The following is a 25,515-nucleotide window of genomic DNA, read 5'->3' on the forward strand; positions in this document are numbered from 1 at the left end:
CGATTATGTGAGTGAGTTTGGACCCTGGGGATCGCCATACAGCTTACTGTGCGGCGGTCCCTTTCCTGTTTTCGACCATCACTGCCATAATGGCGTCGCGCAGCTGGGTGATACCGGGTGCGATCTGATCGCGTTCAATCACGGCAAATCCCATCCGCAGGCGATCACGCGGGGCCGCGTCCGGATCGCAATAATGCACATCCCCCGGCTCGACCAACACACCGCGTTTGGCAGCTTCGCGATGAACGGCCCACGCATCGATGTTTTTGGGCAACTTGACCCAGACAGCCGATCCCCCGGTGGTCGGGGTGACATTGAGTTCAGGCAATTGCTTGGCAATTTCGTTTTGCATGATCTGCCATTTTTCCGACAGGCGATCACGTGTCCGGCGCAAATGTGCGTCCAGATGCCCTTCGCCGATAAACAGGGCCATGGCGCGCTGATCCTGTGCCGATGGATGGCGGTAATTCAGTCGCCTGAGCGCGCGCAATTCCTTGATCAATTCACTGTCGGCAAGGATGTAGCCGATCCGCAGGCCCGGGAACATCAGCTTCGTCAGGCTGCCGATATAGATGATATGCCCGGCATTATCATAGCTTTTCAGCGCTGCACGTTGATGGCCAAGATAGTTCAGTTCGTGTTCGTAATCGTCCTCGACAAGAATGAAGTCATCCTTGCGCGCCCGTTCGACAAGCTGCAGGCGGCGATCGAGCGACATGGTCACGCTGGTCGGGCATTGATGCGACGGCGTGGTGTAAACCGTATCGCAATCTGCAAGAAGTGGCGAGTTGGCAAGCCCTTCGCTGTCGATCGGAAGTGGGCAAATATCGGCCCCGGTTGCGGCAAAGATGTTGCGCGCATCGACATAGCCCGGATCTTCCATGCCGACGGTGCGCCCCCGCCCGGCCAGCAACTGCCCGACAAGGAACAAGGCGTTTTGCGCCCCGATGGTGATCAGCAACTGCTCGGGATGCGCGCGCAAGCCACGATGGGGCAGAATGCGGGTGATGATCTGCTCAAGCAGCTGGGGATCATCCATATCAACCTGATCCCCAACCCAGCTTTGCGAATGGGCCAACGACCCGGCAAGACGCATGGAATCGCGCCAGCGCGAAATGGTGGTTTTGTCCGGTGCGACCTGACCGTAAATGAATGGATAGGGAAAATCGCGCCAGTTTGCCGGTTTGACGATATTGCGTGCCTCGGTCGGGCGGAACTGCAAATGGCGTTGCCACAGGTCGGGATCGCGTTCCTTGGAAAACAAGGATGCCGTGCGTGTATCCACACTCAGACGCAGTTGCTGGCGGATGTATTGTTCATTCACAAAATGCCCGCGGCGCCAGACCGCTGTCAGGTAGCCATCATCAAGAAGCCGTTGATAAACAAGGACAACCGTGTTGCGCGACACCTTGAGTGCCGAGGCCAGATCACGGGTCGATGGCAATGGTTCGTGCGATGGCAAACGCCCTTCGAGAATCGCATCGACGAGCCCCTGATGCAGTTGCTGCTGCAAGGTTTGTCCGGCGACTGCCGGGTCTTCAAGTCGAATGTCGAGCATGGCGAAGTTCCGTTTTACTTCGGCACTGCAGCACGCTAACCTGCCTGGTACCATAGTTTTTGTCTTGTGGCTCTATTACTAGAGTAACCGGCAGATATACCATTTTGTCAATGCGATAAAGCAGGAACAAGAACCGCGATCATAATGCGGTCGGTTCAGGGAAGTTATGTCCACCAGGGAGGCGCATGGTGCGCCGCACATAAAGGGAAAATCCCGGCTATCAGGAGACATACGGATGACCAAGCTCAATTCCGGCCCCAAATTTAACCGGCGCACACTTCTCAAGGGCTCGCTTGCTGCCGGCTCTGCATTGGCAATGCCCGCGATCATCAGCAAAAAAGCACTCGCCTCTTCGGGCGAGATCAACATTTTGATGTGGTCCGACTACCTGCCGGAAACCTTCCTCAAGTCGTTTACCGATGCCACGGGCATCACGGTCAACTACACCGGTATCGGCTCGAACGAGGAAATCATCAACAAGATGAAGGCCTCCAAAGGTCGCGGCTTCGACATCGTATCGCCGACCAACAACCGCGCCCTTCAGTGGAAGGCACTGGAACTTCTTCAGCCGTTCGACATGTCCAAAGTCGCCATTGACGCCGTAAACCCGGCGATGGCCAAAATCGGCAGCACCGACTGGGCGTTCGAGGCTGGCACCACCTACTGGCTGCCGCACATCTGGGGCACCGAAGGCATGGCATGGCGTACCGACCAGTTCCAGCCGGACGGCACCTTCCCGTCCTATGGTGATGTCTGGGTCGAAGAAAACGCTGGCAAAACCATGGGCCGTGCGCATTCCATGATGCTGGGTGCGGGTCTTTACATGGAAACCATCGGCGAACTGGCACCGGGCTCGGTCTGGAAAGCTTACACCTCCGAAGAAGAAATGCGCCCTGTTTGGGACAAGATCACCGAATGGTGCATCGCGCGCAAAGGCAACATCAAACTGATCTGGAATGATGCTGACACCCAGAAGAACGGTCTTCTGAACGAAGGTGTGATCGTTGGTCAGACCTGGGATGGCCCGCCGCTTGCTCTTAAAACCGCTGGTGAGCCGGTCATGTATCGTGCACCGAAAGAAGGTGCACTGGCATGGGTTGACGGCCTTGCACTGCCGACCGGTGCAGAGAACATCGAACAGGTCTACGAGTTCATCAAATACGCCTACACGCCGGAACTGGCGGGTGAGGCGATTGACCATCACGGTTACAACTCCCCTGTTCTGGGTGCCGACAAGTTCGCTGGCGAAGCCTATGCCAAGAACTTCGCCGACGCCTATCCGGGTGAAGCGCTGGCCAACCTTAACCCGTGGCCGTCCGAACCGCAGTGGTATGCGGACATGCGTACCGAGTATGTAAACCGCTTCGAAAGCGCCTGATTTCGATCCATGGGGCGGCACGATTTTATGCGTGCCGCCCTTTTTGGGTTTTCAGGGTCGGATCTATTTTTTCAAACAACAATAATTCCGTCGTCGTCCATATGTCGGGGCGAACAGGACTTTGAGGTTTTCGGGGGTTGTCAGTTCTATGACCAAAGAAATTTCGCTTGAGCATGTGTGGGTCGAGTTCGGTGAATTCACCGCCGTCCACAAGGCAAATCTGAACATCGCAGGTGGCGAGTTCTTTTCATTCCTCGGCCCGTCGGGTTGCGGCAAGACGACGCTTTTGCGCTGTATTTCCGGTTTTCAGGAACCGACACGCGGCAAGGTGAAAATTGGTGGCGATGACATGAAAGGTGTCGGCCCGAACAAGCGCCCCACCGCCCTTATTTTCCAGAACCTTGCCCTTTTCCCGCTGCGCTCGATTGCAGATAACATTGCCTTTCCGCTTGAAGTGCGCGGCGTTGACAAGAAAACCCGGCGCAAACGCGCAGACGAGCTGCTTGAACTGATTGCCCTGCCCGGCCAGGGCGACAAGAAAGTCAGCGAGCTTTCCGGCGGTCAGAAACAGCGTGTCGCCATTGCGCGTGCGCTTGCGGTTGAACCCGATATCCTGCTGCTTGATGAGCCGCTTTCGGCACTCGATCTGAAACTGCGTCAGCATATGCGCACCGAGCTTCGCGCCATCCAAAAACAGGTTGGGCTGACCTTCATTTACATTACCCACGATCAGGGCGAGGCACTGACCATGTCGGACCGCATTGCCGTGATGAACAAGGGCAAGATCGAACAGATCGGTGATGGCAGATCGATTTACGATCATCCAACCACAAGCTTCGTGGCCTCATTCGTCGGCGAAAACAATGTGTTTGATGGCACGGTGATCTCCAATGACGGCCAAAAGATTCAGGTTGATGCCGGTCTTGGCACGCCACTGACGGTCGAAAACCACCCTGCGGGTGGCCCGGCTTTGGCCCCTGGTGATGCTTGTCATCTGTTCGTTCGCCCGGAAGCGCTTCGGGTGTCGCAGGGGGATGGTTCCGTCAACCAGTTCGAAACCAACTTCGTCACGGAAGAATTCGAAGGCAACATGCGCCACATCGTGATGAACGCGAATGGCAAGGACTTGAAGCTTTCGCTGATCAATGACGGCAGCAATGCGATAGATGTCAATGCCCCGGTCAAACTCGATTTCGCACCGGAACTGGGCATTGCGCTCAAACCGGGCGAATTGGCCAGCGCGTAACGGGGGGCAAGTATCATGCGTGATCTATTTTACGACCTCGTGAGACGCAACGGGATGGCAGTCTCGATCTATCTGATGCTTGCCGTAAGCATCTGGGTGTTCCTGCTGATTATCCTGCCGCAGCTGACCATGCTGGACTATTCGTTCCGCTTTAACCTGCCGCCCGCCAAAATCGGCGGCCCGGAAGATGTCTATACCCTGGAACAATATCGCTATTTCTTCCAGGGCAGCGGTGCGTCGGACGGGATCAATACCCTTGATATCGGCATCCTGTTCAAAACGCTGTTCGCGGCTGTGTTTGTGACGATCTTTGATCTGATCATCTGCTATCCGGTTGCGTTTGTTCTGGCAAAATCATCGGCCGGTGCCAAGGCACGGTTGCTGGTGCTTGCACTGATTGTCCCTTACTGGATCAATGAAATCCTGCGCGCCTTCGCGTTTCGCATTCTGTTTGGCGCCACGGGGGTCATCAACGAAACCGGCATGGGGATTGGTCTTTGGGATACGCCGATCGACTTCATCCGCGAGGATGTCGCGCTTTATGCCGGGTTGGCGTACGCCTATATCCTTTTGATGATCTTCCCGCTTTATAACGCGATTGAAAGCCTTGATCGCAACCAGATCGAAGCGGCGCGCGACATGGGGGCCAACTGGTGGCAGATCCATGCCAAGGTTGTCATTCCCTATGCCAAGCCGGGGATCGCATCGGGCATGACCATGGTCTTCATGCTGACATCGGGTGCGCTTGCTGCACCACAGATTTTGGGTGGCCCATCAAACCTGTGGTTCACGCAACTGGTCTATCAATGGTTTAACTCGGGCGGTAACTGGCCGCGCGGATCGGCCTATGCGATGGTCCTTCTGATTGTCTGTATCGCACTTGTCTTGCTTGTGATGCGCCTGTTCAAGGTATCGATCGGGGAGATCAAACAATGAAGATGAAATCCCCGAGTGCAATGATCCCGGGTTTGTATCTGACCCTGTTCTTTGCCTATCTTTTCGGGCCGCTGATCATCATGGTGATCACCGCGTTCAACTCATCCACTTTCCCACGTGTTTCGCCCTGGGAATGTTTTACCACCGACTGGTTTGGCAAGCTTGCGGCCGACGACAAGCTTTTGGCTGGTCTAGGCAACTCGCTTTTGATCGGGGTTGGTGTGGTCTGTGTTGCCATTCCGATCGGTCTGGCGGCGGCGATCACACTTTCACAGGTGGGGCCCAAGCTTCGGGCAACGCTTTACACGATCTTTATTGCCCCCATTCTGGTCCCGGGCGTCGTCATCGGTCTTTCGACCCTGATCTTCTGGGACCGGATCGGCACGATGTTCAATGCCCCGTATGAGAGCTTCTTCTATGACGGGACGTTCCTGACCATCTTTGGCCAGGTGACATTCATCGCGGCCTATTCGATGCTGGTGTTCCTGTCGCGTATTCAGCGGTTTGACACCACACTCACCGAAGCGGCCCTTGATATGGGTGCGACACCCACGCAGGCGTTCGTCAAAGTGCTTTTGCCGTTCATGGCACCGGCAATCGGCTCGGCCACGGTTCTGGCGTTTCTGGCCTCGCTTGAAAACTACAACACCACGGTGTTTACGATTGTTTCAAGCAGCACCTTTACGACGGTTCTTTCATCGAAGGTGCGTTATGGTCTGGATCCTTCGATCTCGGCTGTGGCGGTGATCATTATCGCCATCACCCTGGTCGGGGCGATCATTTATGAAAGCCGCAACCGCTATAACACCAAGGGCTGGGCGCATGTGATTGCAGAACGCCCGGTTCTGAAAGTCGCAACCCATCCGGGGACGGTTGCCGCAATTCTGGGTCTTCTCGCCCTGGCGGCTGTTGTGTTCATCCAGAACCACGATTCAAATGCCTGCACCGCGCAGATCCTTGAGGACAAACGTGCGCTTCAACAGAAGCTGATGGAAGAACAGTCGCTCAACACTCCGGAACAGACTGTCCCGGCACCGACCACGCCAAATCTTGGTCCGCTGGGCGGGGATGAAGGGGGTGCTTCGGCACCAAGTCCGTTTGGCAACAACATCTTCTCACCCGAGAACCTTGGAACAGGTGCACCTGAAGGCCAGTAAGACAACAGACCTTCAAGTCACCCCAACCAGCCAACAAAAAGGGCAGCACATCATGTGCTGCCCTTCTTCGTTCATGACATCGTGTTTCCGTGTCAGGACGGGATGGCTGCGGTTGCCTCGATCTCGACCACGGCTTCGTCTTCGACCAGTTCCTTGACCACGACCATGGTCATGGCCGGGAAGTGCTTGCCAAGGATGCGCTGATAGGCTTGGCCCACTTCGCGCTGATTGGCGAGATATTCTTTCTTGTCGGTGACATACCAGGTCAGACGTGCGAGATGTTCGGGCTTACCCCCCGCGGCTTCAAGAACGGCGACAATGTTTTTCAGCGCCTGTTCCATCTGTCCGACGAAATCCTTGGCGACAAAGACCTGATCTTCGTTCCAGCCAATCTGGCCGCCGATATACAGTCGTGCACCGTCGGCCAAGACACCATTGGCATATCCCTTGGGCTGTTTCCATCCGTCCGGCTGAATGATTTTATGCATTGTTTTCTACCACTTGATTGATTTCTTTTTCGATTTTGGCACGCAAATCATCGGGCCATGCCACTGACTTTCCGGCCCCATGCCGTGTAAAGACGAGGGTAACCGTTGTTTTCAGGCGTTGCTCGCCACCTGATTGTGCGGTGATTTCCAGCTCAAGACTGGAACGCCCGATCCGTGCGGGGATCAGGCAGAATTCCAAAACATCGCCAAGCTTGCTCGGTGCCGTGAAGGCAACACTGAGCGCGGCTGTCGGAACGGCGACCTGCATCGGGCCATGCATGGTCGGGAACCCACAGCCAATGACCTGATCAAACCATTCCTCGACCGTGGCATTCACCATCTCGAAATAGCGCGGATAAAAGACAATCCCCGCCGGATCGCAATGCTGGAACAGAACTTTCTGCTGATAGGTGAATGCCGTCATATCAGACTCCCAGATACCGATCTGCAAGATCGTCGGTCAGCTCGTTCACCGCCCCGGTCCAGGCCGTGATGCCCTTTTCGACAATCACATAGCGGTCTGCCACGCCCGACAGTTCCTTAAGCGATTTGTCGACGACAAGGATCGTGAGCCCCGATTGTTTGAGCTGATTGATCGCTGCCCAGATTTCCTGACGCACGACCGGTGCCAATCCTTCGGTTGCTTCATCAAGGATCAGCAAACGCGGGTTGGTCATCAATGCGCGACCAATTGCCAGCATCTGCTGTTCGCCCCCCGAAAGCGTCGATGCCTTTTGATCGCGCCGTTCGGCCAGACGCGGGAAAAGACCGGCAACACGATCAAAATCCCATTCGCCCGGGCGGGCGGCGGCCACCAGGTTCTCCGTCACACTCAACTGCGCAAAGCACCGACGCCCTTCTGGCACCAGACCAAGACCAAGGCGGGCCGCCTTGTGCGAGGGCAGTTTTGACAGATCCTGACCGGCAAAACGGATCGAACCATCACGATGTTCCATCATGCGACAGATGGTCTTGATGGTGGTGGTTTTGCCCATGCCGTTCCGGCCCATAAGAGCCACGGCCTCGCCTTCGTTCAAGGACAAATCAATGCCAAACAAGGCCTGTGACGCGCCATAAAACGCAGTTACGCCACTAAGTTCGAGAAGTGCAGTCATATCAGGCGTCCTCCCCGAGATAGGCACGTTTGACATCGTCATTACCGCGGATTTCATCGACCGTGCCGGTGGCAATGATCCGGCCATATACCAGTACCGAAATCCGGTCGGCCAAGGCAAAGACCGCATCCATGTCATGTTCGACCAGAAGGATCGGGGCCTGACCGCGCAAACCATCAAGGAAACCAGTCAGACGTTTGGAGCCCTCTGGCCCCATGCCTGCCATTGGTTCATCGAGCAGGAATGCCTTGGGTTCCAGTGCCAGGGCGACGGCCATTTCAAGCTGGCGACGTTCGCCGTGCGAAATATCGGCAGCACGCATTTGCGCCCGATCCGCCAAGCCGACCCGTTCAAGCTGGGCCATCGCCGGATCAACCAGCGACTTGTCACTCAGCACCGGTTTGAAGAAGCGGAACACCTTGCGGCTGACCGATTGGCGCGCCAGCATGACATTCTGCAGGACCGAGAATTCCGGCATCAGCGAGGATACCTGAAACGTGCGGGCCAGCCCCATGCGCGAGCGCGTTACCGCATCAAACTCGTTGATGTGCTGGCCATCGAAATGGATCTCGCCACTATCGGATTTGATTTCACCGGCAATCTGTTTGATCAGGGTGGATTTGCCCGCCCCGTTCGGCCCGATCAGGGCATGGATTTCACCCGGGCGCAGATCAAGCGTGACACTGTCACTGGCCAGAAGCGATCCGAATTGCTTTGTGACATTGGAAAGCGAAAGAATGGCATCAGACATGTTTACGCTCCCCCGCCAGAACACCGACAAGACCACCGCGCGCAAACAGCACGACCAGCAGCAACAGGACGCCAAGCGGCAATTGCCAGAATTCCCAAACACCGCCCAGAAGATGTTCCAGAATGATGTAAAGGGCTGCACCGGCAAGCGGGCCAAACAAACGCCCAACCCCGCCCAGAATGACAAACACCATGATTTCACCTGACATGTGCCAGGACAGCATGGTCGGACTGACGAACCGGTTGAGATCGGCATAAAGCGCGCCGGCAAGGGCGGTGATCATGGCCGAAATGACAAAGGCGACCAGACGAATGCGAAACGGTGCAATGCCAACCGCGGTCATACGTTGCGGGTTCTGACGCGCACCCTGAAGCGCAAGCCCAAAGCGCGAGCGGATCAAAACAGCCGAAAACGCCATCGCAATCGCCAGCATCACCGCACACAGGGCAAAGAAGCTGATCGGGTCCAGGGTATTAAGCCCCGGGAAGCCATTGCGCACATAGATCGACAAGCCATCTTCGCCGCCATAAGCCGGCCAGGAAATCGCGAAGTAATAGATCATCTGCGCAAAGGCCAGCGTGATCATGATGAAATAGACCCCGCTTGTGCGCAGCGTAATCGCCCCGATGACCAGCGCAATCAGGGCTGACGCGATCAGGGCAACAATCCAGATCACGATCATCTGGGTCGTGCCTTCGATCAGAAACGGGCTTTCCATGATCGGTTCATAGTTCAGCGCATGGCTGGCGAGGATACCGGCAGCATAACCGCCAATCCCAAAGAACGCCGCATGGCCAAATGACACAAGCCCGCCATAACCAAGAACAAGGTTAAGCCCAACCCCTGCCATGGCAAAGATCGCAACCTTGGTGGCAAGGGTGATGATAAAGGGTTCATCCATACCAAGCGCGATCAGCGGGACTGCGACCAGCGCAATGGCAAGAATGGAATTGATAAGAAACTCGCGGTTCATGGTCATCAGGAAGTCGCCCCGAACAGACCGCTTGGTCGCAGGAATAGAACCAGCGCCATCACGATATAAATCAACATGGATGCCAGTGCGGAGCCAATCGCCGTGGCACTGGACGGATCAAGGAAGGTCGCAAAGGCATGCGGCAACAGGAAACGCCCCATCGTATCGGTAAAGCCGACCAGCAAGGAGCCGACAAGCGCCCCCTTGATCGATCCGATTCCGCCAATGACAATCACGACAAAGGCCAAGATCAAAACCGGTTCGCCCATCCCGACCTGGACGGACTGAGTCGTGCCAACAAAGGCCCCTGCCAGTCCGGCCAGGGCCGCACCAAGGGCGAAAACCACCGTATAAAGACGGTCAATATCAACCCCGAGGGCTGCGATCATGCCACGGTCGGCCTCGCCCGCACGGATGCGGATGCCAAGGCGGGTTTTGCCAATCAACAGGAACAGACCGACCGCAACCGCAAGCCCGGCAACAATAATAGCCAAACGGAAAAGCGGGTATTGCGATCCGCCCGGCAGGATAACAGTGCCGGTCAGGAAATCAGGCACGCTTAAAAACAGCGGGAAGGATCCGAAAATCCAGCGGGTGCCTTCGGAAAAAATCAAAATAAGTGCAAAAGTCGCCAGAACCTGATCCAGATGATCGCGGTTATAAAGACGGCGAATAATCAACATTTCGACCAGTGCACCGGCGATGGCAGCCGCCATCAGACTGGCAACAAGACCCAGCCAGAAAGAACCGGTCCATGCAGCCACAGCCGCACAGGCAAACGCACCGACCATATAGAGCGAGCCATGGGCAAGGTTAATCAGCCCCATCACACCGAAAACCAGCGTCAGCCCCGATGCCATCAAAAACAGCATCACCCCGGACTGAAGGCCGTTTAACAGCTGCTCCAGAAAAAGAGAAAACATTATTGGAAACTCCGTCACAAGGTGGTCGGGGACCGATTACAAAATCGAAACCGGTCCCCGGCCTCTTGTCAGCTCTTTATTACATCGAGCATTCCGACGCATAGGCGTCAGAGTGATCCGTCAGTGCGGTGCCAACGATCTTGTTTGTCAGGACATCGCCCTCTTTGACGACTTCACGGACATACAAATCCTGGATCGGGTGCTGGTTCGGACCGAAAGTGAACTTGCCACGCACGGAATCGAAGTCCGCCGCACGCAGGGCTTCACGGAAGGCATCCTTGTCGGAAATGCTTGCCTTATCCATTGCCGACAACAGGAGGTTGGCGGTATCGAAGCCGAACGATGCATAAAGCGACGGCAGACGACCATATTCCGCCTGGAAGCTTTCAACGAACGCAGCGTTGGTGGCGTTGTCGATGTCTTTTGACCAGTTCGAGGTGTTTTTCACACCAAGTGCGGCGTCACCAACGGCACCAAGAATGCCCTGATCCATCGAGAAAGCCGGACCAATCAGCGGCTTATCCACGCCCGACTGGGCGTACTGCTTCATGAACGCGATGCCCATGCCGCCCGGCAGGAAGAAGAAGACATGATCCGCATCCGACGCCCGAATTTCCGCGATTTCGGCTGCGTAGTCGGTCTGACCAAGCTTGGTATAAACTTCGTTGGTGATGTCCCCAAAGAAGAAGCGTTTGAAACCGGTCAGGGAATCTTTACCCGCCGGATAGTTCGGCGCAAGGATGAATGCTTTTTCATAACCCGCGCTGGCTGCGTAGCCACCTGCGGCTTCGTGCAGGTTGTCGTTCTGATAGGAAACCGAGAAGTAGTTCTTGTTGCAGCCACGACCCGCCAGCTGCGACGGTGCCGCGTTGACCGACATGTAAATTTTGTCCTGTGCAACGGCAGACGGCACAACGGCCATGGCAAGGTTCGACCAGATAATGCCGGTCAGAACATCAACCTTTTCCTGCTGAATCATTTTGTCAGCAAGCTGAACCGCGACATCCGGTTTACGCTGATCATCCTCGATAACGACTTCGAGATCGGGATTGTTTGCCTGTTTGACAGCAAGCATGAAGCCGTCACGTGCATCAATCCCAAGACCTGCGCCACCGCCAGAAAGCGTGGTGATCATACCAACCTTGACCGGCTCCGCCTGCGCAGCACCGGCAGCAAGCAAAGCAGCGGCTGCTGCGATGGTTGTCTTAATACCCTTCATTAAAGCCTCCGTGTTTATAAAATTTTTCGTTCAGCAACACGTTGATCCCGCGACATTTATGTCTTTGTGCGTCGCGGTTTTTGTGAACCTGATGCCTGCCCCTGATTTTGCAGTATTTGCATCCGGTCCGTCCATCCTCAAAGCGCGGTTCGCACCCGCCAGAGTTCCGGAAACAGTTCTACTTCCAACATTTTCTTCAGATAACTGACGCCTCCCGTGCCGCCAGTTCCACGCTTGAACCCGATCACGCGTTCGACCGTCGTGACATGGTTAAAGCGCCAGCGACGGAAATAGTCTTCGAAATCGACCAGCTTTTCCGCCAACTCATAAAGCGACCAGTACTTGCCCGGATCGCTGTAAACCGTCTGCCATGCCGCGATGACCGCATCATCGGGCGCATAGGGTGCCGACACATCGCGGTTCAAAACCTCTGCTGGGACCTCGATCCCCTCCGCACTCAACAACCGCAATGCTTCGTCATAGAGGCTGGGTGTTTCCAGCTCAGCCTTCAGCATCGCGGTAATGTCTTCGCGGTGCGCGTGCGGGCGCAACATGGCGTGGTTGCGATTGCCCAGCATGAATTCGATCAACCGATACTGATAGGACTGGAACCCCGATGACGGCCCCAACGCATCGCGAAATGTCGTGTAATCGCTTGGCGTCATGGTGCGCAGAACATCCCAGGCATTGTTGAGCTGTTCGAAAATGCGCGACACGCGTGCCAGCATCTTGAATGCGGGGCGCACATCGCCGCCGTGGATCGCCTGGCGGGCGGCGGTGATTTCACGAATGGCAAGCTTCATCCAAAGCTCGGACGTTTGATGCTGAATGATAAACAGCATTTCATCATGGGCGTCCGATTGCGGGTGTTGGGCGGTCAGGATCGCATCAAGCGACAGATAATCGCCATAAGACATCTGATCGGAGAAATCCGTGCGCGCACCTTCGGAGCTTGGATCATATGGCGTGGTGGGTTTTGCCATGTCAGGTCACCGCATTGCGTTTGTGGAATTCCGGCTTGTCCCAAGCCTTCGTTTCCATGATGTCAGCAAGGATTTTGACCGCACCGTCGACATCAGCGTTGTCGATATAAAGCGGGGTAAAGCCAAAGCGGATAATATCGGGTGCGCGGAAATCGCCGATCACACCGCGCGCAATCAAGGCCTGCATGACGGCGTAACCCTGATCGAACTTGAACGATACCTGCGACCCGCGTTCGTCAGGATTGCGCGGGCTTGCCAGCTCCAACATCGGACAGCTTGCCTCGACCCCGGCGATGAACTGTTCGCACAGCTCGATACTGCGTTTGCGGATATCGACCATCTCAACGCCGTCCCATGCCTTCATGGCCTCTTCCAACACGGTCATCTGAATTACCGGTGGGGTGCCAACACGCATGCGCGAAACATCCGGCGCCGGGGTATAATCAGGATCAAAGGCAAAGGGCGCCGCATGACCAAGCCAACCCGAAAGTGCCGGGCGGGCGACCTTGGCATGATCGGGCCGGACATAGATAAAGGCTGGCGCGCCCGGTCCACCATTCAGATATTTATAGGTACACCCGACCGCGAAATCGGCATTGCATCCGGTCAGATCAACCGGCACAGCCCCAGCCGAATGCGCCAGATCCCAGATCACCAGCGCACCGGCGGCATGAGCCAGATCAGTGATGCGTTTCATGTCATGCATGCGCCCGGTGCGATAATCGACCTGGGTCAACATCAACACAGCCAGATCCTCGTTGATCAGGCTTTCGACATCTTCCGGGTTCGGTGTTTTCAGAACGTGACCACGATCAAGCGATTTGATCAGGCCATCGGCCATGTAAAGATCGGTCGGGAAGTTACCGTTATCTGAAACAACCACCTTGCGATCCGGGCGCATTTCAAGCGCGCTTGCCAAGGCCTGATAAACCTTGATCGACAGGGTATCGCCCATCACCACATTCCCGGGTGCCGCCCCGATCAAACGCGCGACAAGATTGCCGACACGTTCGGGCTGCTCCATCCATTTGGCATCGTTCCAGCCACGGATCAGCATTTCCCCCCATTCCTGTTCGATCATCTCCTTGGCACGGTTTGCGGCCGTTTTTGGCAGCATACCAAGCGAATTCCCATCAAGGTAAATAACACCTTCCGGGATATGGAACAGGGATTTGGTGGCGGCAAAGTCGGTCATGCAGACGGTTCCTGTTTCAGTCTGAAGCGCTGGATTTTTCCAGTCGCGGTTTTTGGTAACGCCTCGATAAAGACGACGGAGCGCGGATATTTAAACGGCGCGATCGTCGCTTTTACATGATCCTGAAGCGCTTTGGCCATCTCGGGCGTTGGTTTGAATTCGGCCGCAAGAACGATATGGGCCTGAACAACAGTGCCGCGTTCTTCATCGGGTGCGCCAATCACGGCACATTCGGCAACAGCCGCATGGGCAAGGAGGGCTGCCTCGACCTCTGGCCCGGCGATGTTATAACCCGACGAGACAATCATATCGTCATTCCGTGCAGCAAAGTGATAGTAGCCGTCTTCATCAACGTAAAACGCATCCCCGGTTAGGTTCCAGCCATCGCGGACATAAACATGCTGGCGCACATCATCCAGATAACGACACCCGGTCGGGCCACGCACCGCAAGCCGGCCGACCGTTCCAACCGGCACTTCATTCATTTTGTCATCGACAATCTTGGCTTCATACCCGGTCACCGGGCGGCCGGTGCAGGCCGGGTGGCTGTCGCCAAAACGGTTGGAAATAAAGATATGAAGCATCTCGGTCGCGCCAATGCCATCAAGCATCGGCTTGCCGGTTTTCTCCATCCAGGCTTCATAAACCGGTGCTGGCAAGGTTTCACCCGCCGAGACAGCTGCGCGGAGCGACGAAAGATCAGCCCCCTCTTCCATCGCGGACAACATCACGCGATAGGCGGTCGGTGCGGTAAAGCAGACCGTGGCCTTATAAGTTTCGATGATTTCGATCATGTTGGGCGGCGATGCCTTTTCAAGCAAGGTTGCCGTCGCCCCGAAACGCAGCGGGAAGATCGCAAGCCCGCCAAGGCCAAAGGTAAAGGCCAGCGGCGGTGATCCGACAAACACGTCATCGGGCGTCACATTCAGCACTTCCTTGGCATAGCCATCAGCAATGATCAAAAGATCCCGGTGGAAATGCATGGTGGCCTTGGGGCTGCCCGTCGTGCCCGATGTAAAGCCAAGCAAGGCAACATCATCGCGCCCGGTTTTGACCGCGTCGAACTTGACCGATTTGGTCAGGGCAATACGATCCAGTTCCGCATCATGATTGGCCGTACCATCAAAGCCGATCACCTTTTTAAGGAACTTGCTGTCCTTGGCGCACGCCACCAGTTCATCCATCAGCCGCGTGTCACACAGGGCAAATTCGATCTCGGCCTTATCAACGATCTGACCCAACTCACCGGCACGCAGCATCGGCATGGTATTGACTACAACCGCACCAGCCTTGGTCGCCGCCAGCCAGCAAGCCACCATCGCCGGATTGTTGGCCGAACGGATCAGAATACGGTTGCCCGGCTTGACACCGTAATCCTCGACCAATGCATGGGCGATGCGGTTGGTCCAGTCTGCCAGTTCCTTGTAGGTGCGCTGGCGTCCATTGCCGATCAGGGCCGTGTTGTCACCAAATCCCTGTTCGACCATCTTGTCGGTCAGTTCGACCCCGGCATTCAGATATTCGGGATAGTCAAACCCATCCAGATTGATTTCCGGCCATTCTGCAAACGGGGGCAATTTATCCCGTGTGAAGCTATCGGTATGTGCGGTTGGTCCGAGCATTGTGAAGTCCCTGATACAGCCATTATTACGCCAGCGTTTGCCGTGCGATGATTATTTTCTGGACGTCGGATGCGCCTTCATAAATCCGAAGGGCGCGAATTTCCCGGTACAGCGTTTCAACGATGTGGCCGCTGCGCACACCATCGCCGCCATGGATTTGCACCGCCTTATCAATGACGGTTTGTGCATGATCGGTTGAATAAAGTTTGGCCATTGCCGCTTCGCGACTGACCCGTGTTGCGCCGCTGTCCTTAAGCCAGGCGGCGCGGTACACCAGAAGGGCCGAGGCATCGATATCAAGCGCCATGTCCGCCACATGACCCTGCACCATCTGCAGATCAAAAAGCGGTGCGCCAAACAGTTCGCGTTCCTGAACACGGGTGACGGTTTCATCCAAAGCCCGTCTGGCAAAGCCAAGGGCCGCCGCCGCCACGGTGGAGCGGAAAACATCCAAAACCGACATCGCAATTTTGAACCCGTCGCCACCATTGCCCATGAGGGCTGCGGCCGGGATACGACAATCGGTAAATTTCAAGCGTGCCAACGGATGCGGTGCAATGGTGTGCAGGCGTTCCGCGATCTCAAAGCCCGGAATACCTGCCGGTACGACAAAGGCCGACAGGCCCTTGGCCCCGGGGGCCTCACCCGTGCGGGCAAACAGGCAATAGAAATCGGCAATCCCGCCGTTTGAAATCCAGGTTTTCTCGCCGTTCAGGATGAAGTCATCGCCATCGCGTTTTGCCTCAAGCGCGATATTGGCAACATCCGACCCCGATTGCGGTTCGGTCAGGGCAAAGGCGGCAATCGCCTTGCCGGAACGGACTTTGGGCAACCAGGTATCTTTCTGGTCTTTGGTTCCGAACAAGGAGATTGCGCCACTCCCCAACCCCTGCATCGCAAAGGAAAAATCAGCAAGCCCATCATGGCGCGCCAGCGTTTCGCGGATCAGGCAAAGCGATCTGACATCAAGCTTTGATCCAGCATTCTCCGGATCAATCGCCGCATGACGCAACCAATCACCACTGGCCAGACGGGCAACAAGATCACGACAGGCAGCATCGACGTCTTCATGATTGATGCCCTTGATGTTGGCCGCGGCCCAGTCATCAAGCTTTGCCGCCAGTTCACGATGGCGGTCTTCAAAGAATGGCCAATCAAGATAGGTCTTATCTGCCATCAGTCGCCCTCGAACACCGGTTTTTCCTTGGCAACGAATGCCTTGTAGGCGCGATTGAAATCTTCGGTCTGCATGCAGATCGCCTGTGCCTGGGCTTCGGATTCAATCGCCTGTTCGATGGACATGTTCCATTCCTGGGCCAGCATGGTTTTGGTCATCATATGACCGAAATTCGGGCCCTTGGAAATGCGGGTTGCCCGTTCGATTGCCTCGGCCTCAAGAACGTCTGCATCGACAAGGCGGTTATAAAATCCCCAGCGTTCGCCTTCCTCGGCCGACATGGATCGGCCGGTATAAAGAAGCTCTGCCGCACGGCCCTGACCGATAATGCGTGGCAGGATGGCGCACGCCCCCATGTCACAGCCGGCAAGACCGACACGGGTAAACAGGAAGGCTGTTTTCGATGCCGCTGTCGCCAAACGCAGATCAGATGCCATGGCAATGATGGCCCCCGCGCCCATACAAACACCATCAACAGCCGCGATGACAGGTTTGCCACAGCCAATGATCGCCTTGACCAGATCACCGGTCATGCGGGTGAATTCCAGAAGGCCCTTCATGTCCTTGTCGATCAGAGGCCCGATAATGTCATGCACATCCCCGCCGGAGCAGAAATTGCCCCCGTTCGACCCAAACACGACCGCCTTAACGTCATCGGCATAGGCCAGATCGCGGAAAGTATCGCGAAGCTCGGCGTAACTATCAAAGGTCAGCGGGTTCTTGCGGTCCGGACGATCAAGGGAAATGACCGCAACGTCGCCTTCCATGCGCCAGTTGAAATGCTTAGGCGTGATGTTTGCCATCTTAGTCATTGTGGGGCGCCTCGTTATGGTGGGAAATATTGCGAAGGATTCGGATCAGGGCATCGGCATCACCCGACGACAAATCATCAAACAAATCCGAAACCCAGCCTTCATGCACCAGGGCACGTTCGGCGAAATCCTTTTCACCGGCCGGGGTCAGGCGAACAATCGATGCCCGGCGGTCATTCTCGACTGGCAGGCGGACAACCAGTCCTTCTGCCACCAGACGATCAACGATCCCGGTCACATTGCCGTTCGATACCATCAGAGACTTTGAAAGCTCGCTCATGCGCATGCCATCGCGTTCCCGGTAAAGGGCGGCCAACACGTCAAACCGTGGCAGGGTGGTGTTGAATTCCGTGCGCATCTTTTCGCGCAGCTCGCCTTCGATCTGACGAGACACCTTCAGGATCTGCAGCCAGGCCCGCAGACGTGCCTTGGACAGATCAGACGTTTCGTTTCCCGCCTGTTCGGAAAGCCCTTCGGACTTGTTCATGTTCATACTTCTCCTCCCGAAACGGAAATCGTCTGTCCCGTTATCGATGCCGCGTTCGGGCTGCATAGCCACATGACGGTGTCAGCCACTTCTTCGGGCTGAATGAACCGGTTTTGCGGATTGATTTTGGCAAGGCTTGCGCGCGCGGCCTCATCGGTCATGCCGGTCTTGGCAACGATGTTTTCCACCGATTTCGCCAGCATCGGCGTTTCCATGAAGCCCGGGCAAACGGCATTGATCGTGATCGCGCTGTTGGCAAGCTCTGCCGCCATGCCCTTGACCATGCCGACCACGCCATGCTTTGCCGCGCAATACGCCGTGACATAGGCATAGCCCTTAAGCCCGGCGGTCGAGGTGATCGAAACCAACCGCCCCGGCTTGGCCTTGTCCATTACAGCCAATCCCTCGCGAAACGTCAAAAACGTCCCGGTCAGGTTGACATCCATGGTGCGTTGCCAAAGATCGACTGACGTTTTGCCAAGGGGCGCGCTTTCGGCCATCCCGGCATTGGCAATCACCAGATCAGGCGTACCAACCACATCAACCATGGTGGTGAACATGTCACGCACCGACGTTTCATCAGTCACGTCCGCCACGATGGCGGTGATGTTTTCATGTTCGGCAACCTCGGCCAGCACATCTGATCGCCGCCCGGAAACAACAACCTTCACACCAGCATCGGCCAGCATCCCGGCCATCACAGCCCCGACACCGGACCCGCCGCCTGTGATCAATGCGTTATGAACGGCAAGATCGGTCATCTGTGCTTATACCTTTCCGGTCATGGTTTCAGCCCGCTCGGCCAAACGGCACATCTGATCGCGCCCGGCATAATAAGGGGCCGGCCAGTTTTCCGTGCGATTGCCAAGGGCGGCCCCTTGATGCAGCGTCCAATACGGATTGGCCAGATGCGGGCGTGCCAGACAAACAAGGTCGGCACGACCAGCCATCAGGATCGAGTTGACGTGATCGGCCTCATAGATATTGCCAACCGCCATCGTCGGAATATCGGCCTCGTTGCGGATACGATCCGAGAAGGGTGTTTGGAACATGCGGCCATAGACCGGCTTGGCATCGGTCGTCGTCTGGCCGGCCGAAACGTCACAGATATCAACGTCATTGGCTTTCAGCATCTTGGCGATCTCGACCGCTTCTTCTGGCGTAATGCCGGCATCTCCGACCCAATCATTGGCCGAAATACGCACCGACATCGGCTTGTTGCTTGGCCACGCCGCACGAACCGCGTTGATGACTTCAAGCGGATAACGCATCCGGTTTTCAAGCGATCCGCCATATTCATCATCGCGGATATTGCTGACCGGGCTGATGAAGGATGACAGAAGATACCCATGCGCGGCATGGACCTCGATCATGTCAAAGCCTGCACGTTCTGCCATTTTGGCCGATGCGACAAACTGATCACGAACCATATCCATGTCTTCGCGCGTCATGGCCTTTGGCACCGCATTGCGATCCGACCATGCGATGGCTGATGCCGACATTAGCGGCCAGTTGCCATCCTTAAGCGGTGCGTCCATTTCCTCCCAGCCCAGCTGGGTGGAACCCTTGCGCCCGGAATGCCCGATCTGCATACAAAGCTTGGCATCGGTTTCGGCGTGAACGAAATCGGTGATCCGTTTCCACGCCTGTTCGTGGCTGGCGTCATAGGCGCCCGGGCAGCCTGGCGTTATCCGCCCTTCTGGCGAGACACAGGTCATCTCGGTATAAACCAGCGCCGCACCACCTTTGGCGCGCTCGGCATAATGCACCAGATGCCAGTCGGTCGGGCAACCATCAACCGCCTTGTACTGCGCCATTGGCGAGACAACGATGCGGTTCTTTAGCGACATCTCGCGCAACTGATAAGGCACAAACATCGGATGACGCACCGGTTCGGACTCCGGAAGCCCCGCCTGCGTCTGGAACCATTTTTCTGCCCCTTCAAGCCACTTGGCATCGCGCAGGCGCAGGTTTTCGTGGCTGATGCGCTGTGATCTGGTCAGAAGCGAATAGGTGAACTGGGTCGGATCAAAATCGAAATAACGTTCGATTTCCTCAAACCATTCCATCGAGTTGCGCGCAGCCGACTGCAGACGCAGAACCTCAAGACGGCGCTCGTCTTCGTATTTGTCAAAGGCCGACGTCATGTCGGGCTCTGAATGCAGGTAATTGGCGAGCGCAATTGCGCTTTCAAGCGCAAGCTTGCTGCCCGATCCGATGGAAAAGTGCGCGGTTGCCGCGGCATCGCCCATCAGAACGATGTTTTCATGCGACCAGGTCTTGCACAGAACCCGCGGGAAGCTGAGCCAAGCTGATCCACGAATGTGGTGCGCGTTGCTCATCAACGGATGACCGCCAAGATGGTCCTTGAAGATGGCCTCGCAGGTCGCAACTGACTCTTCCTTGCTCATCTCGCCAAAACCATAGGCATCCCAGGTTTCCTGCGTGCATTCGACAATGAAGGTCGCAGTTTCGTCATCAAACTGATAGGCGTGCGCCCAGACCCAGCCCTTATCGGTTTCCTCGAAGATAAAGGTAAAGGCGTCATCAAATTTCTGATGCGTGCCCAGCCAGACAAACTTGCATTTGCGGGTATCGATATCGGGCTGGAAGTGGTCTGCAAATTCGGTGCGGGTTTTGGAATTCAGGCCGTCACTGGCGACGACCAGATCAAATTCCTTGGCGTAGTGGGCAGCACTTTCGGCTTCGGTCTCGAACCGCAGCTCCACACCCAACTCACGTGCACGTTCCTGGAGCAGGATCAGAAGCTTTTTACGGCCGATGCCACAGAACCCATGCCCGGTGGAAATTGTCTTTTCGCCGCGATACTGAACCGCAACGTCATCCCAATATGAAAAGTTGGCGCGAATGGCCTCGGCACTTTTGCCATCATTCTCGGCCAGATTGTCCAGCGTCTCGTCAGACAGCACCACGCCCCAGCCAAATGTGTCATCTGGCTTGTTGCGTTCAATCACAACAACCTCATGCGCGGGGTCGCGCAATTTCATCGAGATTGCAAAATAAAGTCCCGCAGGACCGCCACCCAGACAAGCTACTCTCACCAGCTTTTCCCTTCCTGATTTGTTTGGTTGTTTCGGGAAACTGATAAAACAGTACGCCTCGATTTCATTTATTTCAAGCACAAATATTTTAGGTTTGAAATATTTTCAGATTTGCCTAGAATTTCCCCCATAATCACAATGCGCCGCGCACCGTAACGTGGCGCACCACACAGAATTTCAGGGAACCGACCATGATTACCGACTGGGACGATGCTTATGCCAATGGCGATTATATTGCCGATGCCGCAACCTATCCGGAACTTTGGGCGACCCAATCGGCAACGTTTCGCGACACTTTAACGAACGATGATCGCGCCCGGATCGACATTGCTTATGGCGATGCGCCGCGCGAAAAATATGATCTGTTCCTGCCGACCGGCGCACCCAGGGGCATCGTCGTGTTCGTGCATGGCGGTTATTGGAAGGCGTTTGATAAATCAAGCTGGTCGCATCTGGCCAACGGTGCGGTTGCCAAGGGCTGGGCTGTTTGCATGCCAAGCTACACGCTTGCCCCCGACGCGCGTCTGTCAAAGATCACCACGCAGATCGGGGCGGCCATCACGCACGCGGCCAACCAGATCGCCGGCCCCATCCACATCACCGGTCATTCTGCCGGCGGGCATCTTGTCAGTCGTATGGTATCTGACACATCCCCCCTTGCCGCCCAGGTTCAGGCACGGATTGAAAATACTGTCTCGATCAGCGGCCTGCATGATCTGCGCCCGCTGCTCAAGACCACGATGAATGATGTCCTGCAGCTTGATGAGAACGAGGCTGTCCGCGAAAGTGCTGCCCTGCTAAAGCCCGCCTTACCGTGTTCGATCACCTGCTGGGTCGGGGCGGAGGAGCGCCCGGAATTCGTGCGTCAGAATGATCTGCTTGCCAATATCTGGACCGGCCTTGGTGCCAGCACGCGCGCTGTGCATGCCCCCGACAAGCATCATTTCAATGTCATTGCCGATCTTGCAGACCCAGATTCTGATCTTGTCGCCTGCCTGCTCACCCCGATCCGTGCGGAGGACGCATAATATGTCGACCGTCACCCTCACATTCGAAAACGCCATTGCCTTTATTACGATCAACAACCCGCCAATCAACGCCACCAGCCATTCGGTTCGCGCTGGCCTCGTCGATGCGCTTGATCAGATTGACAGTAATGACGACATCCGGGCCGCGATCCTCATCTGCGACGGCAAAACCTTCATCGCCGGTGCCGATGTCAGTGAATTCGGCCAACCGCCGAAAGCCCCGATCCTGCCCGACGTAATCAATCGTCTTGAGGCCATCACCAAACCGATCATTGCCGCCATTCATGGCCACGCTCTTGGCGGCGGGCTGGAAGTCGCCCTTGGCTGTCATTACCGGATTGCTGACAGCAAAGCCAAACTCGGTCTGCCGGAAGTCAATCTTGGCCTGATCCCGGGTGCGGGTGGCACGATCCGCCTGCCGCGTCTGATCCCGGTCACAGAGGCCGTTGCCATGATCACCAGTGGCAAACCCGTCGCGGCCAGCAAGGCCAACGAAATCGGCCTGCTTGATGCCATCGCCCACGGTGCGCTCCGCGATGCCGCGCGCGATTTTGCCCAAACCATTCTCGATCGCGAAATGCCAACGCCGCTTTTGCTGCGCGATCCCGTCAACGCGCCCAGTGCCACCGAATGGGATGACGTCACCGCGGCCACAAAGAAAAAAGCACGCGGTCAAAACGCCCCGCTAGCGGCCATTTCGGCCATCCGGGCCGGAATTGAGAACGGCCCTGATGCAGGGCTTACCTATGAGCGCGAAAAATTCGTTGAGTTGCGTGACAGCGAGCAGTCAAAGGCACTCCGTCATATCTTCTTCGCCGAACGCTCCGTTGCCAAACTACCCGAACTCAAGGGCATTGATCCCAACCCGCTCCATCAGATTGGCGTGATTGGTGGCGGCATCATGGGGGCGGGTATTGCTACGGCGTCATTGCTTGCAGGCTATGACGTCACGATCATTGAACGCGATGACGATGCCTGTGCCAATGGCCGCGCCACCGTCGAAAAGCATTTGTCAGGCAGCCTCAAGCGCGGCCTGATCACTCATGAGCGCTTCGACGCGCTCATGACCGCCCTTTCCACCAGCACCGACTATACGGCCTTGGCGGATGCCGAGCTGGTGGTCGAGGCTGTGTTTGAAGACATGAATGTCAAACATGACGTGTTTGGCAAACTCGCAAAGCATTGCAAGCCCGACGCTGTTCTGGCTTCCAATACGTCCTATCTCGACATCAATGAAATCGCTGCCAACTGCGCACACCCAAACCGCGTCATAGGCCTGCATTTCTTCTCGCCCGCCCATATCATGAAGCTGCTGGAAGTCGTACGCACCGATAAGGCCGACGCCAAAAGCCTCGCAACCGCGTTTGCATTCGCCCACGCCCTTGGCAAGATCGCCGTCCCTTGTGGTGTCTGTGATGGCTTTATCGGCAACCGGATCATGTCCGCCTACCGCAAGCAATGCGAATACATGCTCGAAGATGGCGCACTCCCCCATCAGATCGATACCGCCATGGTCGAGTTCGGCTTCCCGATGGGCCTGTTTGCCATGCAGGATATGGCGGGCCTCGAAATTTCCTGGGCCACCCGCAAACGCCTCGCCCCGTTCCGCGATCCAGCTGAACGTTATGTCGCCTTGGGGGATTATCTCTGTGAAATGGGCCGCTTTGGCAAGAAGGACGGCCTTGGCTGGTATCGCTATGATGAAAATGGCAAGGCACAACCGGACCCGGAAGTCGACGCACTGGTAATTGCTGAGTCAGAAAAGAAAGGCATCACACGCCGCGACTTCACCAACACGGAAATCATGGATGTGATCCTTGGGGCCACGCGCGCAGAAGGAGAGAAGATCCTTGCAGAGGGTATCGCCACCAGTGCCGATGCAATCGATGTTGTAATGATCAATGGTTATGGCTTCCCACGCCATAAGGGTGGGCCGATGTTTGTGACAAATTCAGACTGAACTCATGTTGCTAACCTCTGGCGTTTCGGTCCGACCCCTCAGAATTTGGATAAGAGGGTGCCGTTGGAGTTAAACGAACCAATAACAGAAGTGGCACCTTCATTTTTCTTGCTAGCCATTACTCATTGCTTCCATATTGCTTTCCTGTGCGAATGCCCCGTTACATGTATGTTGAGAAATCTTGTTATGCATACCCAACTCGCGTTCCGACTTAGACCACGAACCTGCTTTCCGCGTTCATCAAAGGACTTTCCGAACAAATGCCTGACGTCAGTTTCATCGCAACGTTTTACAATAAAGCAGATTTCATCCCGCAAGTGACGAGGGCGATTTTCGCCCAAAAGGATGTGGGAGATTGCGAGTATATCTTTTTGGATGATGGCTCAACAGATAACAGCTTAGCTGTGCTAGAAGATTGCACTCGCGGCCACGACAACGTCAAAATCATTACTCAGAAAAATGCAGGCCCAGCCATAGCAACCAATGTCGCTATTGATGCTGTGACGCGCCCCTATATCAAGTTCTGTGATGGCGACGACATTCTTCACCCGCGGGCAACCGTTGAACTATACAAAGCGCTTAAGCAATTCGATGTAGGTCTCGCCTGGAGTTTGGGAGAAGTTGTGCCTGCGAACTCTGAAAAAATGGACGCTCCTGATTTACCGTTGTCAGGGCAAGCGCCTCAGCTCTTGGCTAACCCCATAGAGCGCGCTTTAAAACTGGCGATTTTCAACCTAACCTGCGTTCTGGTCAGAACGGAGACTGTTCGCGCCGCAGGCGGATGCGACCCTCGCGTCTTTATCCAAGACTATTCTTTCACGCTGCGCCTCGCAAACCAGACTGACTTTGTGCTTGTTCCAAGCATTCTGAACTGGTGTCCGACTGTCGAGAACGCCAAAAACCGAGCCTCTGCATTAGGCGGAGGAACTCAAGTTCTTCATGATCTCAATGCTGCACTGGCCTATTTCATTTACGATCATCCAGACATGGACGCAAATGTTCGCACCAAGATACTTCAACGAGCGACAAGCCGCGCTTGGACATGGGCTAAACGACAAGAACGTGCGACGGTGTTTTCGAAAGAGTTTGCTCGTTATGTTGCCGCCAAACTTTTTCCAAACCGTGGGAGCATCTTTGAGCGCACGAAGGCCACCTGCGCCTCTTTTCATCCGGAACGTGGGGTACGAATTCCCCAAACAGCAAAGTAGTCCAGATCGTTCTAGTTTAAGACAGGATTAATCTCCGCCCTTCGGGCTGCGCCAGCTCCGGCCTTTGGCCTCTGCAAAGAACCTGCAAACAGGCTATGGCCTGTTTGCGATCTTCCGATCCATATGCACCCGACAAGCGAACATTAAAAAAGCAGCGGTGTTAAGTGTCAAGGACCGCTGCATGATATATGCGCATCCTTGCGTTTGCCCTTACAATGATTTTGCGCATGACGGCGA

The 25,515-nt window shown here is 55.8% G+C and carries 23 protein-coding genes; 7 read left to right on the forward strand and 16 right to left on the reverse strand.

Going from position 1 to position 25,515, the window contains the following annotated elements; all coding sequences use genetic code 11:
* Positions 1–43 precede the first annotated feature (43 nt).
* Positions 44–1,558, reverse strand: a complete 1,515-nt coding sequence (gene pdxR / locus ACXAIA_RS05855) for a MocR-like pyridoxine biosynthesis transcription factor PdxR (protein ID WP_475348514.1) — start codon at positions 1,556–1,558, stop codon at positions 44–46.
* A 235-nt stretch (positions 1,559–1,793) separates the two neighbouring features.
* Between pdxR and ACXAIA_RS05860 the strand changes: the two genes are divergently transcribed.
* The 4 genes from ACXAIA_RS05860 to ACXAIA_RS05875 all read left to right on the forward strand — a co-directional run bounded on the left by ACXAIA_RS05860 (position 1,794) and on the right by ACXAIA_RS05875 (position 6,275).
* Positions 1,794–2,936, forward strand: coding sequence for a substrate-binding domain-containing protein (locus ACXAIA_RS05860; RefSeq protein ID WP_475348515.1), 1,143 nt, complete (start codon positions 1,794–1,796; stop codon positions 2,934–2,936).
* 148 nt (positions 2,937–3,084) lie between these two features.
* A complete protein-coding gene (locus ACXAIA_RS05865) occupies positions 3,085–4,182 on the forward strand; it encodes an ABC transporter ATP-binding protein (protein ID WP_475348516.1) in 1,098 nt (365 codons plus the stop codon).
* 15 nt (positions 4,183–4,197) lie between these two features.
* A complete protein-coding gene (locus tag ACXAIA_RS05870) occupies positions 4,198–5,118 on the forward strand; it encodes an ABC transporter permease (protein WP_475348517.1) in 921 nt (306 codons plus the stop codon).
* Entirely contained in the window at positions 5,115–6,275 is a 1,161-nt protein-coding gene (locus tag ACXAIA_RS05875) for an ABC transporter permease (protein ID WP_475348518.1), read from the forward strand. Before ACXAIA_RS05870 ends, ACXAIA_RS05875 begins: the two co-directional genes overlap by 4 nt.
* Before the next feature lie 92 nt (positions 6,276–6,367).
* Here ACXAIA_RS05875 and ACXAIA_RS05880 read toward each other — a convergent pair whose 3' ends face one another.
* The 15 genes from ACXAIA_RS05880 to ACXAIA_RS05950 all read right to left on the reverse strand — a co-directional run bounded on the left by ACXAIA_RS05880 (position 6,368) and on the right by ACXAIA_RS05950 (position 21,082).
* Positions 6,368–6,763: a RidA family protein gene (locus ACXAIA_RS05880; protein WP_297024956.1), complete on the reverse strand. Its 396-nt coding sequence runs from the start codon at positions 6,761–6,763 to the stop codon at positions 6,368–6,370.
* Positions 6,756–7,187, reverse strand: coding sequence for an acyl-CoA thioesterase (locus ACXAIA_RS05885; protein ID WP_475346702.1), 432 nt, complete (start codon positions 7,185–7,187; stop codon positions 6,756–6,758). The genes ACXAIA_RS05880 and ACXAIA_RS05885 overlap by 8 nt, the downstream gene beginning before the upstream one ends.
* Position 7,188: 1 nt before the next feature.
* Positions 7,189–7,878, reverse strand: coding sequence for an ABC transporter ATP-binding protein (locus tag ACXAIA_RS05890; protein ID WP_475348519.1), 690 nt, complete (start codon positions 7,876–7,878; stop codon positions 7,189–7,191).
* Position 7,879: 1 nt separating this feature from the next.
* Positions 7,880–8,629, reverse strand: coding sequence for an ABC transporter ATP-binding protein (locus ACXAIA_RS05895; RefSeq protein WP_475346704.1), 750 nt, complete (start codon positions 8,627–8,629; stop codon positions 7,880–7,882).
* Positions 8,622–9,608, reverse strand: a complete 987-nt coding sequence (locus ACXAIA_RS05900) for a branched-chain amino acid ABC transporter permease (protein ID WP_475348520.1) — start codon at positions 9,606–9,608, stop codon at positions 8,622–8,624. Before ACXAIA_RS05900 ends, ACXAIA_RS05895 begins: the two co-directional genes overlap by 8 nt.
* The gene (locus ACXAIA_RS05905; protein WP_475348521.1) at positions 9,608–10,525 is read right to left on the reverse strand and encodes a branched-chain amino acid ABC transporter permease; all 918 of its coding nucleotides are present in this window, start codon (positions 10,523–10,525) and stop codon (positions 9,608–9,610) included. Before ACXAIA_RS05905 ends, ACXAIA_RS05900 begins: the two co-directional genes overlap by 1 nt.
* A 79-nt stretch (positions 10,526–10,604) precedes the next feature.
* Positions 10,605–11,744 (reverse strand): ABC transporter substrate-binding protein, encoded by a 1,140-nt coding sequence (locus ACXAIA_RS05910; RefSeq protein WP_475348522.1) that lies wholly within the window; start codon positions 11,742–11,744, stop codon positions 10,605–10,607.
* A gap of 137 nt (positions 11,745–11,881) precedes the next feature.
* Positions 11,882–12,727 carry a tryptophan 2,3-dioxygenase gene (kynA, locus tag ACXAIA_RS05915; protein ID WP_475346708.1) on the reverse strand — a complete coding sequence of 282 codons (846 nt, stop codon included), beginning with the start codon at positions 12,725–12,727 and terminating at the stop codon, positions 11,882–11,884.
* Position 12,728: 1 nt separating this feature from the next.
* A complete protein-coding gene (kynU, locus tag ACXAIA_RS05920) occupies positions 12,729–13,922 on the reverse strand; it encodes a kynureninase (protein WP_475348523.1) in 1,194 nt (397 codons plus the stop codon).
* Positions 13,919–15,544: an AMP-binding protein gene (locus ACXAIA_RS05925; protein WP_475348524.1), complete on the reverse strand. Its 1,626-nt coding sequence runs from the start codon at positions 15,542–15,544 to the stop codon at positions 13,919–13,921. The genes kynU and ACXAIA_RS05925 overlap by 4 nt, the downstream gene beginning before the upstream one ends.
* Positions 15,545–15,569: 25 nt before the next feature.
* Positions 15,570–16,721 (reverse strand): acyl-CoA dehydrogenase family protein, encoded by a 1,152-nt coding sequence (locus ACXAIA_RS05930; protein ID WP_475348525.1) that lies wholly within the window; start codon positions 16,719–16,721, stop codon positions 15,570–15,572.
* Entirely contained in the window at positions 16,721–17,533 is an 813-nt protein-coding gene (locus tag ACXAIA_RS05935; RefSeq protein WP_475348526.1) for an enoyl-CoA hydratase family protein, read from the reverse strand. The genes ACXAIA_RS05930 and ACXAIA_RS05935 overlap by 1 nt, the downstream gene beginning before the upstream one ends.
* Complete coding sequence (locus tag ACXAIA_RS05940; RefSeq protein ID WP_475348527.1) at positions 17,526–18,020, reverse strand: MarR family winged helix-turn-helix transcriptional regulator; 495 nt, start codon at positions 18,018–18,020, stop codon at positions 17,526–17,528. Before ACXAIA_RS05940 ends, ACXAIA_RS05935 begins: the two co-directional genes overlap by 8 nt.
* A gap of 2 nt (positions 18,021–18,022) precedes the next feature.
* A complete protein-coding gene (locus tag ACXAIA_RS05945) occupies positions 18,023–18,781 on the reverse strand; it encodes an SDR family NAD(P)-dependent oxidoreductase (protein ID WP_475348528.1) in 759 nt (252 codons plus the stop codon).
* A gap of 6 nt (positions 18,782–18,787) precedes the next feature.
* Positions 18,788–21,082, reverse strand: a complete 2,295-nt coding sequence (locus ACXAIA_RS05950) for a bifunctional salicylyl-CoA 5-hydroxylase/oxidoreductase (protein ID WP_475348529.1) — start codon at positions 21,080–21,082, stop codon at positions 18,788–18,790.
* A gap of 191 nt (positions 21,083–21,273) precedes the next feature.
* On the opposite strand from ACXAIA_RS05950, the gene ACXAIA_RS05955 reads away from it, so the two are divergent.
* The 3 genes from ACXAIA_RS05955 to ACXAIA_RS05965 all read left to right on the forward strand — a co-directional run bounded on the left by ACXAIA_RS05955 (position 21,274) and on the right by ACXAIA_RS05965 (position 25,278).
* On the forward strand, positions 21,274–22,110 hold the full coding sequence (locus ACXAIA_RS05955; RefSeq protein ID WP_475348530.1) for an alpha/beta hydrolase: 837 nt from the start codon (positions 21,274–21,276) through the stop codon (positions 22,108–22,110).
* A 1-nt stretch (position 22,111) separates the two neighbouring features.
* On the forward strand, positions 22,112–24,070 hold the full coding sequence (locus ACXAIA_RS05960) for a 3-hydroxyacyl-CoA dehydrogenase NAD-binding domain-containing protein (RefSeq protein WP_475348531.1): 1,959 nt from the start codon (positions 22,112–22,114) through the stop codon (positions 24,068–24,070).
* Between the two features lie 260 nt (positions 24,071–24,330).
* Positions 24,331–25,278, forward strand: a complete 948-nt coding sequence (locus ACXAIA_RS05965; RefSeq protein ID WP_475348532.1) for a glycosyltransferase family 2 protein — start codon at positions 24,331–24,333, stop codon at positions 25,276–25,278.
* The last annotated feature ends 237 nt before the right edge of the window (positions 25,279–25,515 follow it).

The sequence above is a fragment of the Thalassospira sp. ABL2_045 genome (assembly GCF_056161285.1).

Coding starts and splice junctions, on each gene's coding strand:
- ACXAIA_RS05900 (WP_475348520.1), bottom strand. CDS start 9,608: ATGACCATGAACCGCGAGTTTCTTATCAATTCCATTCTTGCCATTGCG.
- ACXAIA_RS05955 (WP_475348530.1), top strand. CDS start 21,274: ATGATTACCGACTGGGACGATGCTTATGCCAATGGCGATTATATTGCC.
- pdxR (WP_475348514.1), bottom strand. CDS start 1,558: ATGCTCGACATTCGACTTGAAGACCCGGCAGTCGCCGGACAAACCTTG.
- ACXAIA_RS05890 (WP_475348519.1), bottom strand. CDS start 7,878: ATGACTGCACTTCTCGAACTTAGTGGCGTAACTGCGTTTTATGGCGCG.
- ACXAIA_RS05965 (WP_475348532.1), top strand. CDS start 24,331: ATGCCTGACGTCAGTTTCATCGCAACGTTTTACAATAAAGCAGATTTC.
- ACXAIA_RS05945 (WP_475348528.1), bottom strand. CDS start 18,781: ATGACCGATCTTGCCGTTCATAACGCATTGATCACAGGCGGCGGGTCC.
- ACXAIA_RS05870 (WP_475348517.1), top strand. CDS start 4,198: ATGCGTGATCTATTTTACGACCTCGTGAGACGCAACGGGATGGCAGTC.
- kynU (WP_475348523.1), bottom strand. CDS start 13,922: ATGACCGACTTTGCCGCCACCAAATCCCTGTTCCATATCCCGGAAGGT.
- ACXAIA_RS05935 (WP_475348526.1), bottom strand. CDS start 17,533: ATGACTAAGATGGCAAACATCACGCCTAAGCATTTCAACTGGCGCATG.
- ACXAIA_RS05960 (WP_475348531.1), top strand. CDS start 22,112: ATGTCGACCGTCACCCTCACATTCGAAAACGCCATTGCCTTTATTACG.
- ACXAIA_RS05865 (WP_475348516.1), top strand. CDS start 3,085: ATGACCAAAGAAATTTCGCTTGAGCATGTGTGGGTCGAGTTCGGTGAA.
- ACXAIA_RS05905 (WP_475348521.1), bottom strand. CDS start 10,525: ATGTTTTCTCTTTTTCTGGAGCAGCTGTTAAACGGCCTTCAGTCCGGG.
- ACXAIA_RS05885 (WP_475346702.1), bottom strand. CDS start 7,187: ATGACGGCATTCACCTATCAGCAGAAAGTTCTGTTCCAGCATTGCGAT.
- ACXAIA_RS05940 (WP_475348527.1), bottom strand. CDS start 18,020: ATGAACAAGTCCGAAGGGCTTTCCGAACAGGCGGGAAACGAAACGTCT.
- ACXAIA_RS05925 (WP_475348524.1), bottom strand. CDS start 15,544: ATGCTCGGACCAACCGCACATACCGATAGCTTCACACGGGATAAATTG.
- ACXAIA_RS05910 (WP_475348522.1), bottom strand. CDS start 11,744: ATGAAGGGTATTAAGACAACCATCGCAGCAGCCGCTGCTTTGCTTGCT.
- ACXAIA_RS05895 (WP_475346704.1), bottom strand. CDS start 8,629: ATGTCTGATGCCATTCTTTCGCTTTCCAATGTCACAAAGCAATTCGGA.
- ACXAIA_RS05875 (WP_475348518.1), top strand. CDS start 5,115: ATGAAGATGAAATCCCCGAGTGCAATGATCCCGGGTTTGTATCTGACC.
- ACXAIA_RS05930 (WP_475348525.1), bottom strand. CDS start 16,721: ATGGCAGATAAGACCTATCTTGATTGGCCATTCTTTGAAGACCGCCAT.
- ACXAIA_RS05880 (WP_297024956.1), bottom strand. CDS start 6,763: ATGCATAAAATCATTCAGCCGGACGGATGGAAACAGCCCAAGGGATAT.
- ACXAIA_RS05860 (WP_475348515.1), top strand. CDS start 1,794: ATGACCAAGCTCAATTCCGGCCCCAAATTTAACCGGCGCACACTTCTC.
- kynA (WP_475346708.1), bottom strand. CDS start 12,727: ATGGCAAAACCCACCACGCCATATGATCCAAGCTCCGAAGGTGCGCGC.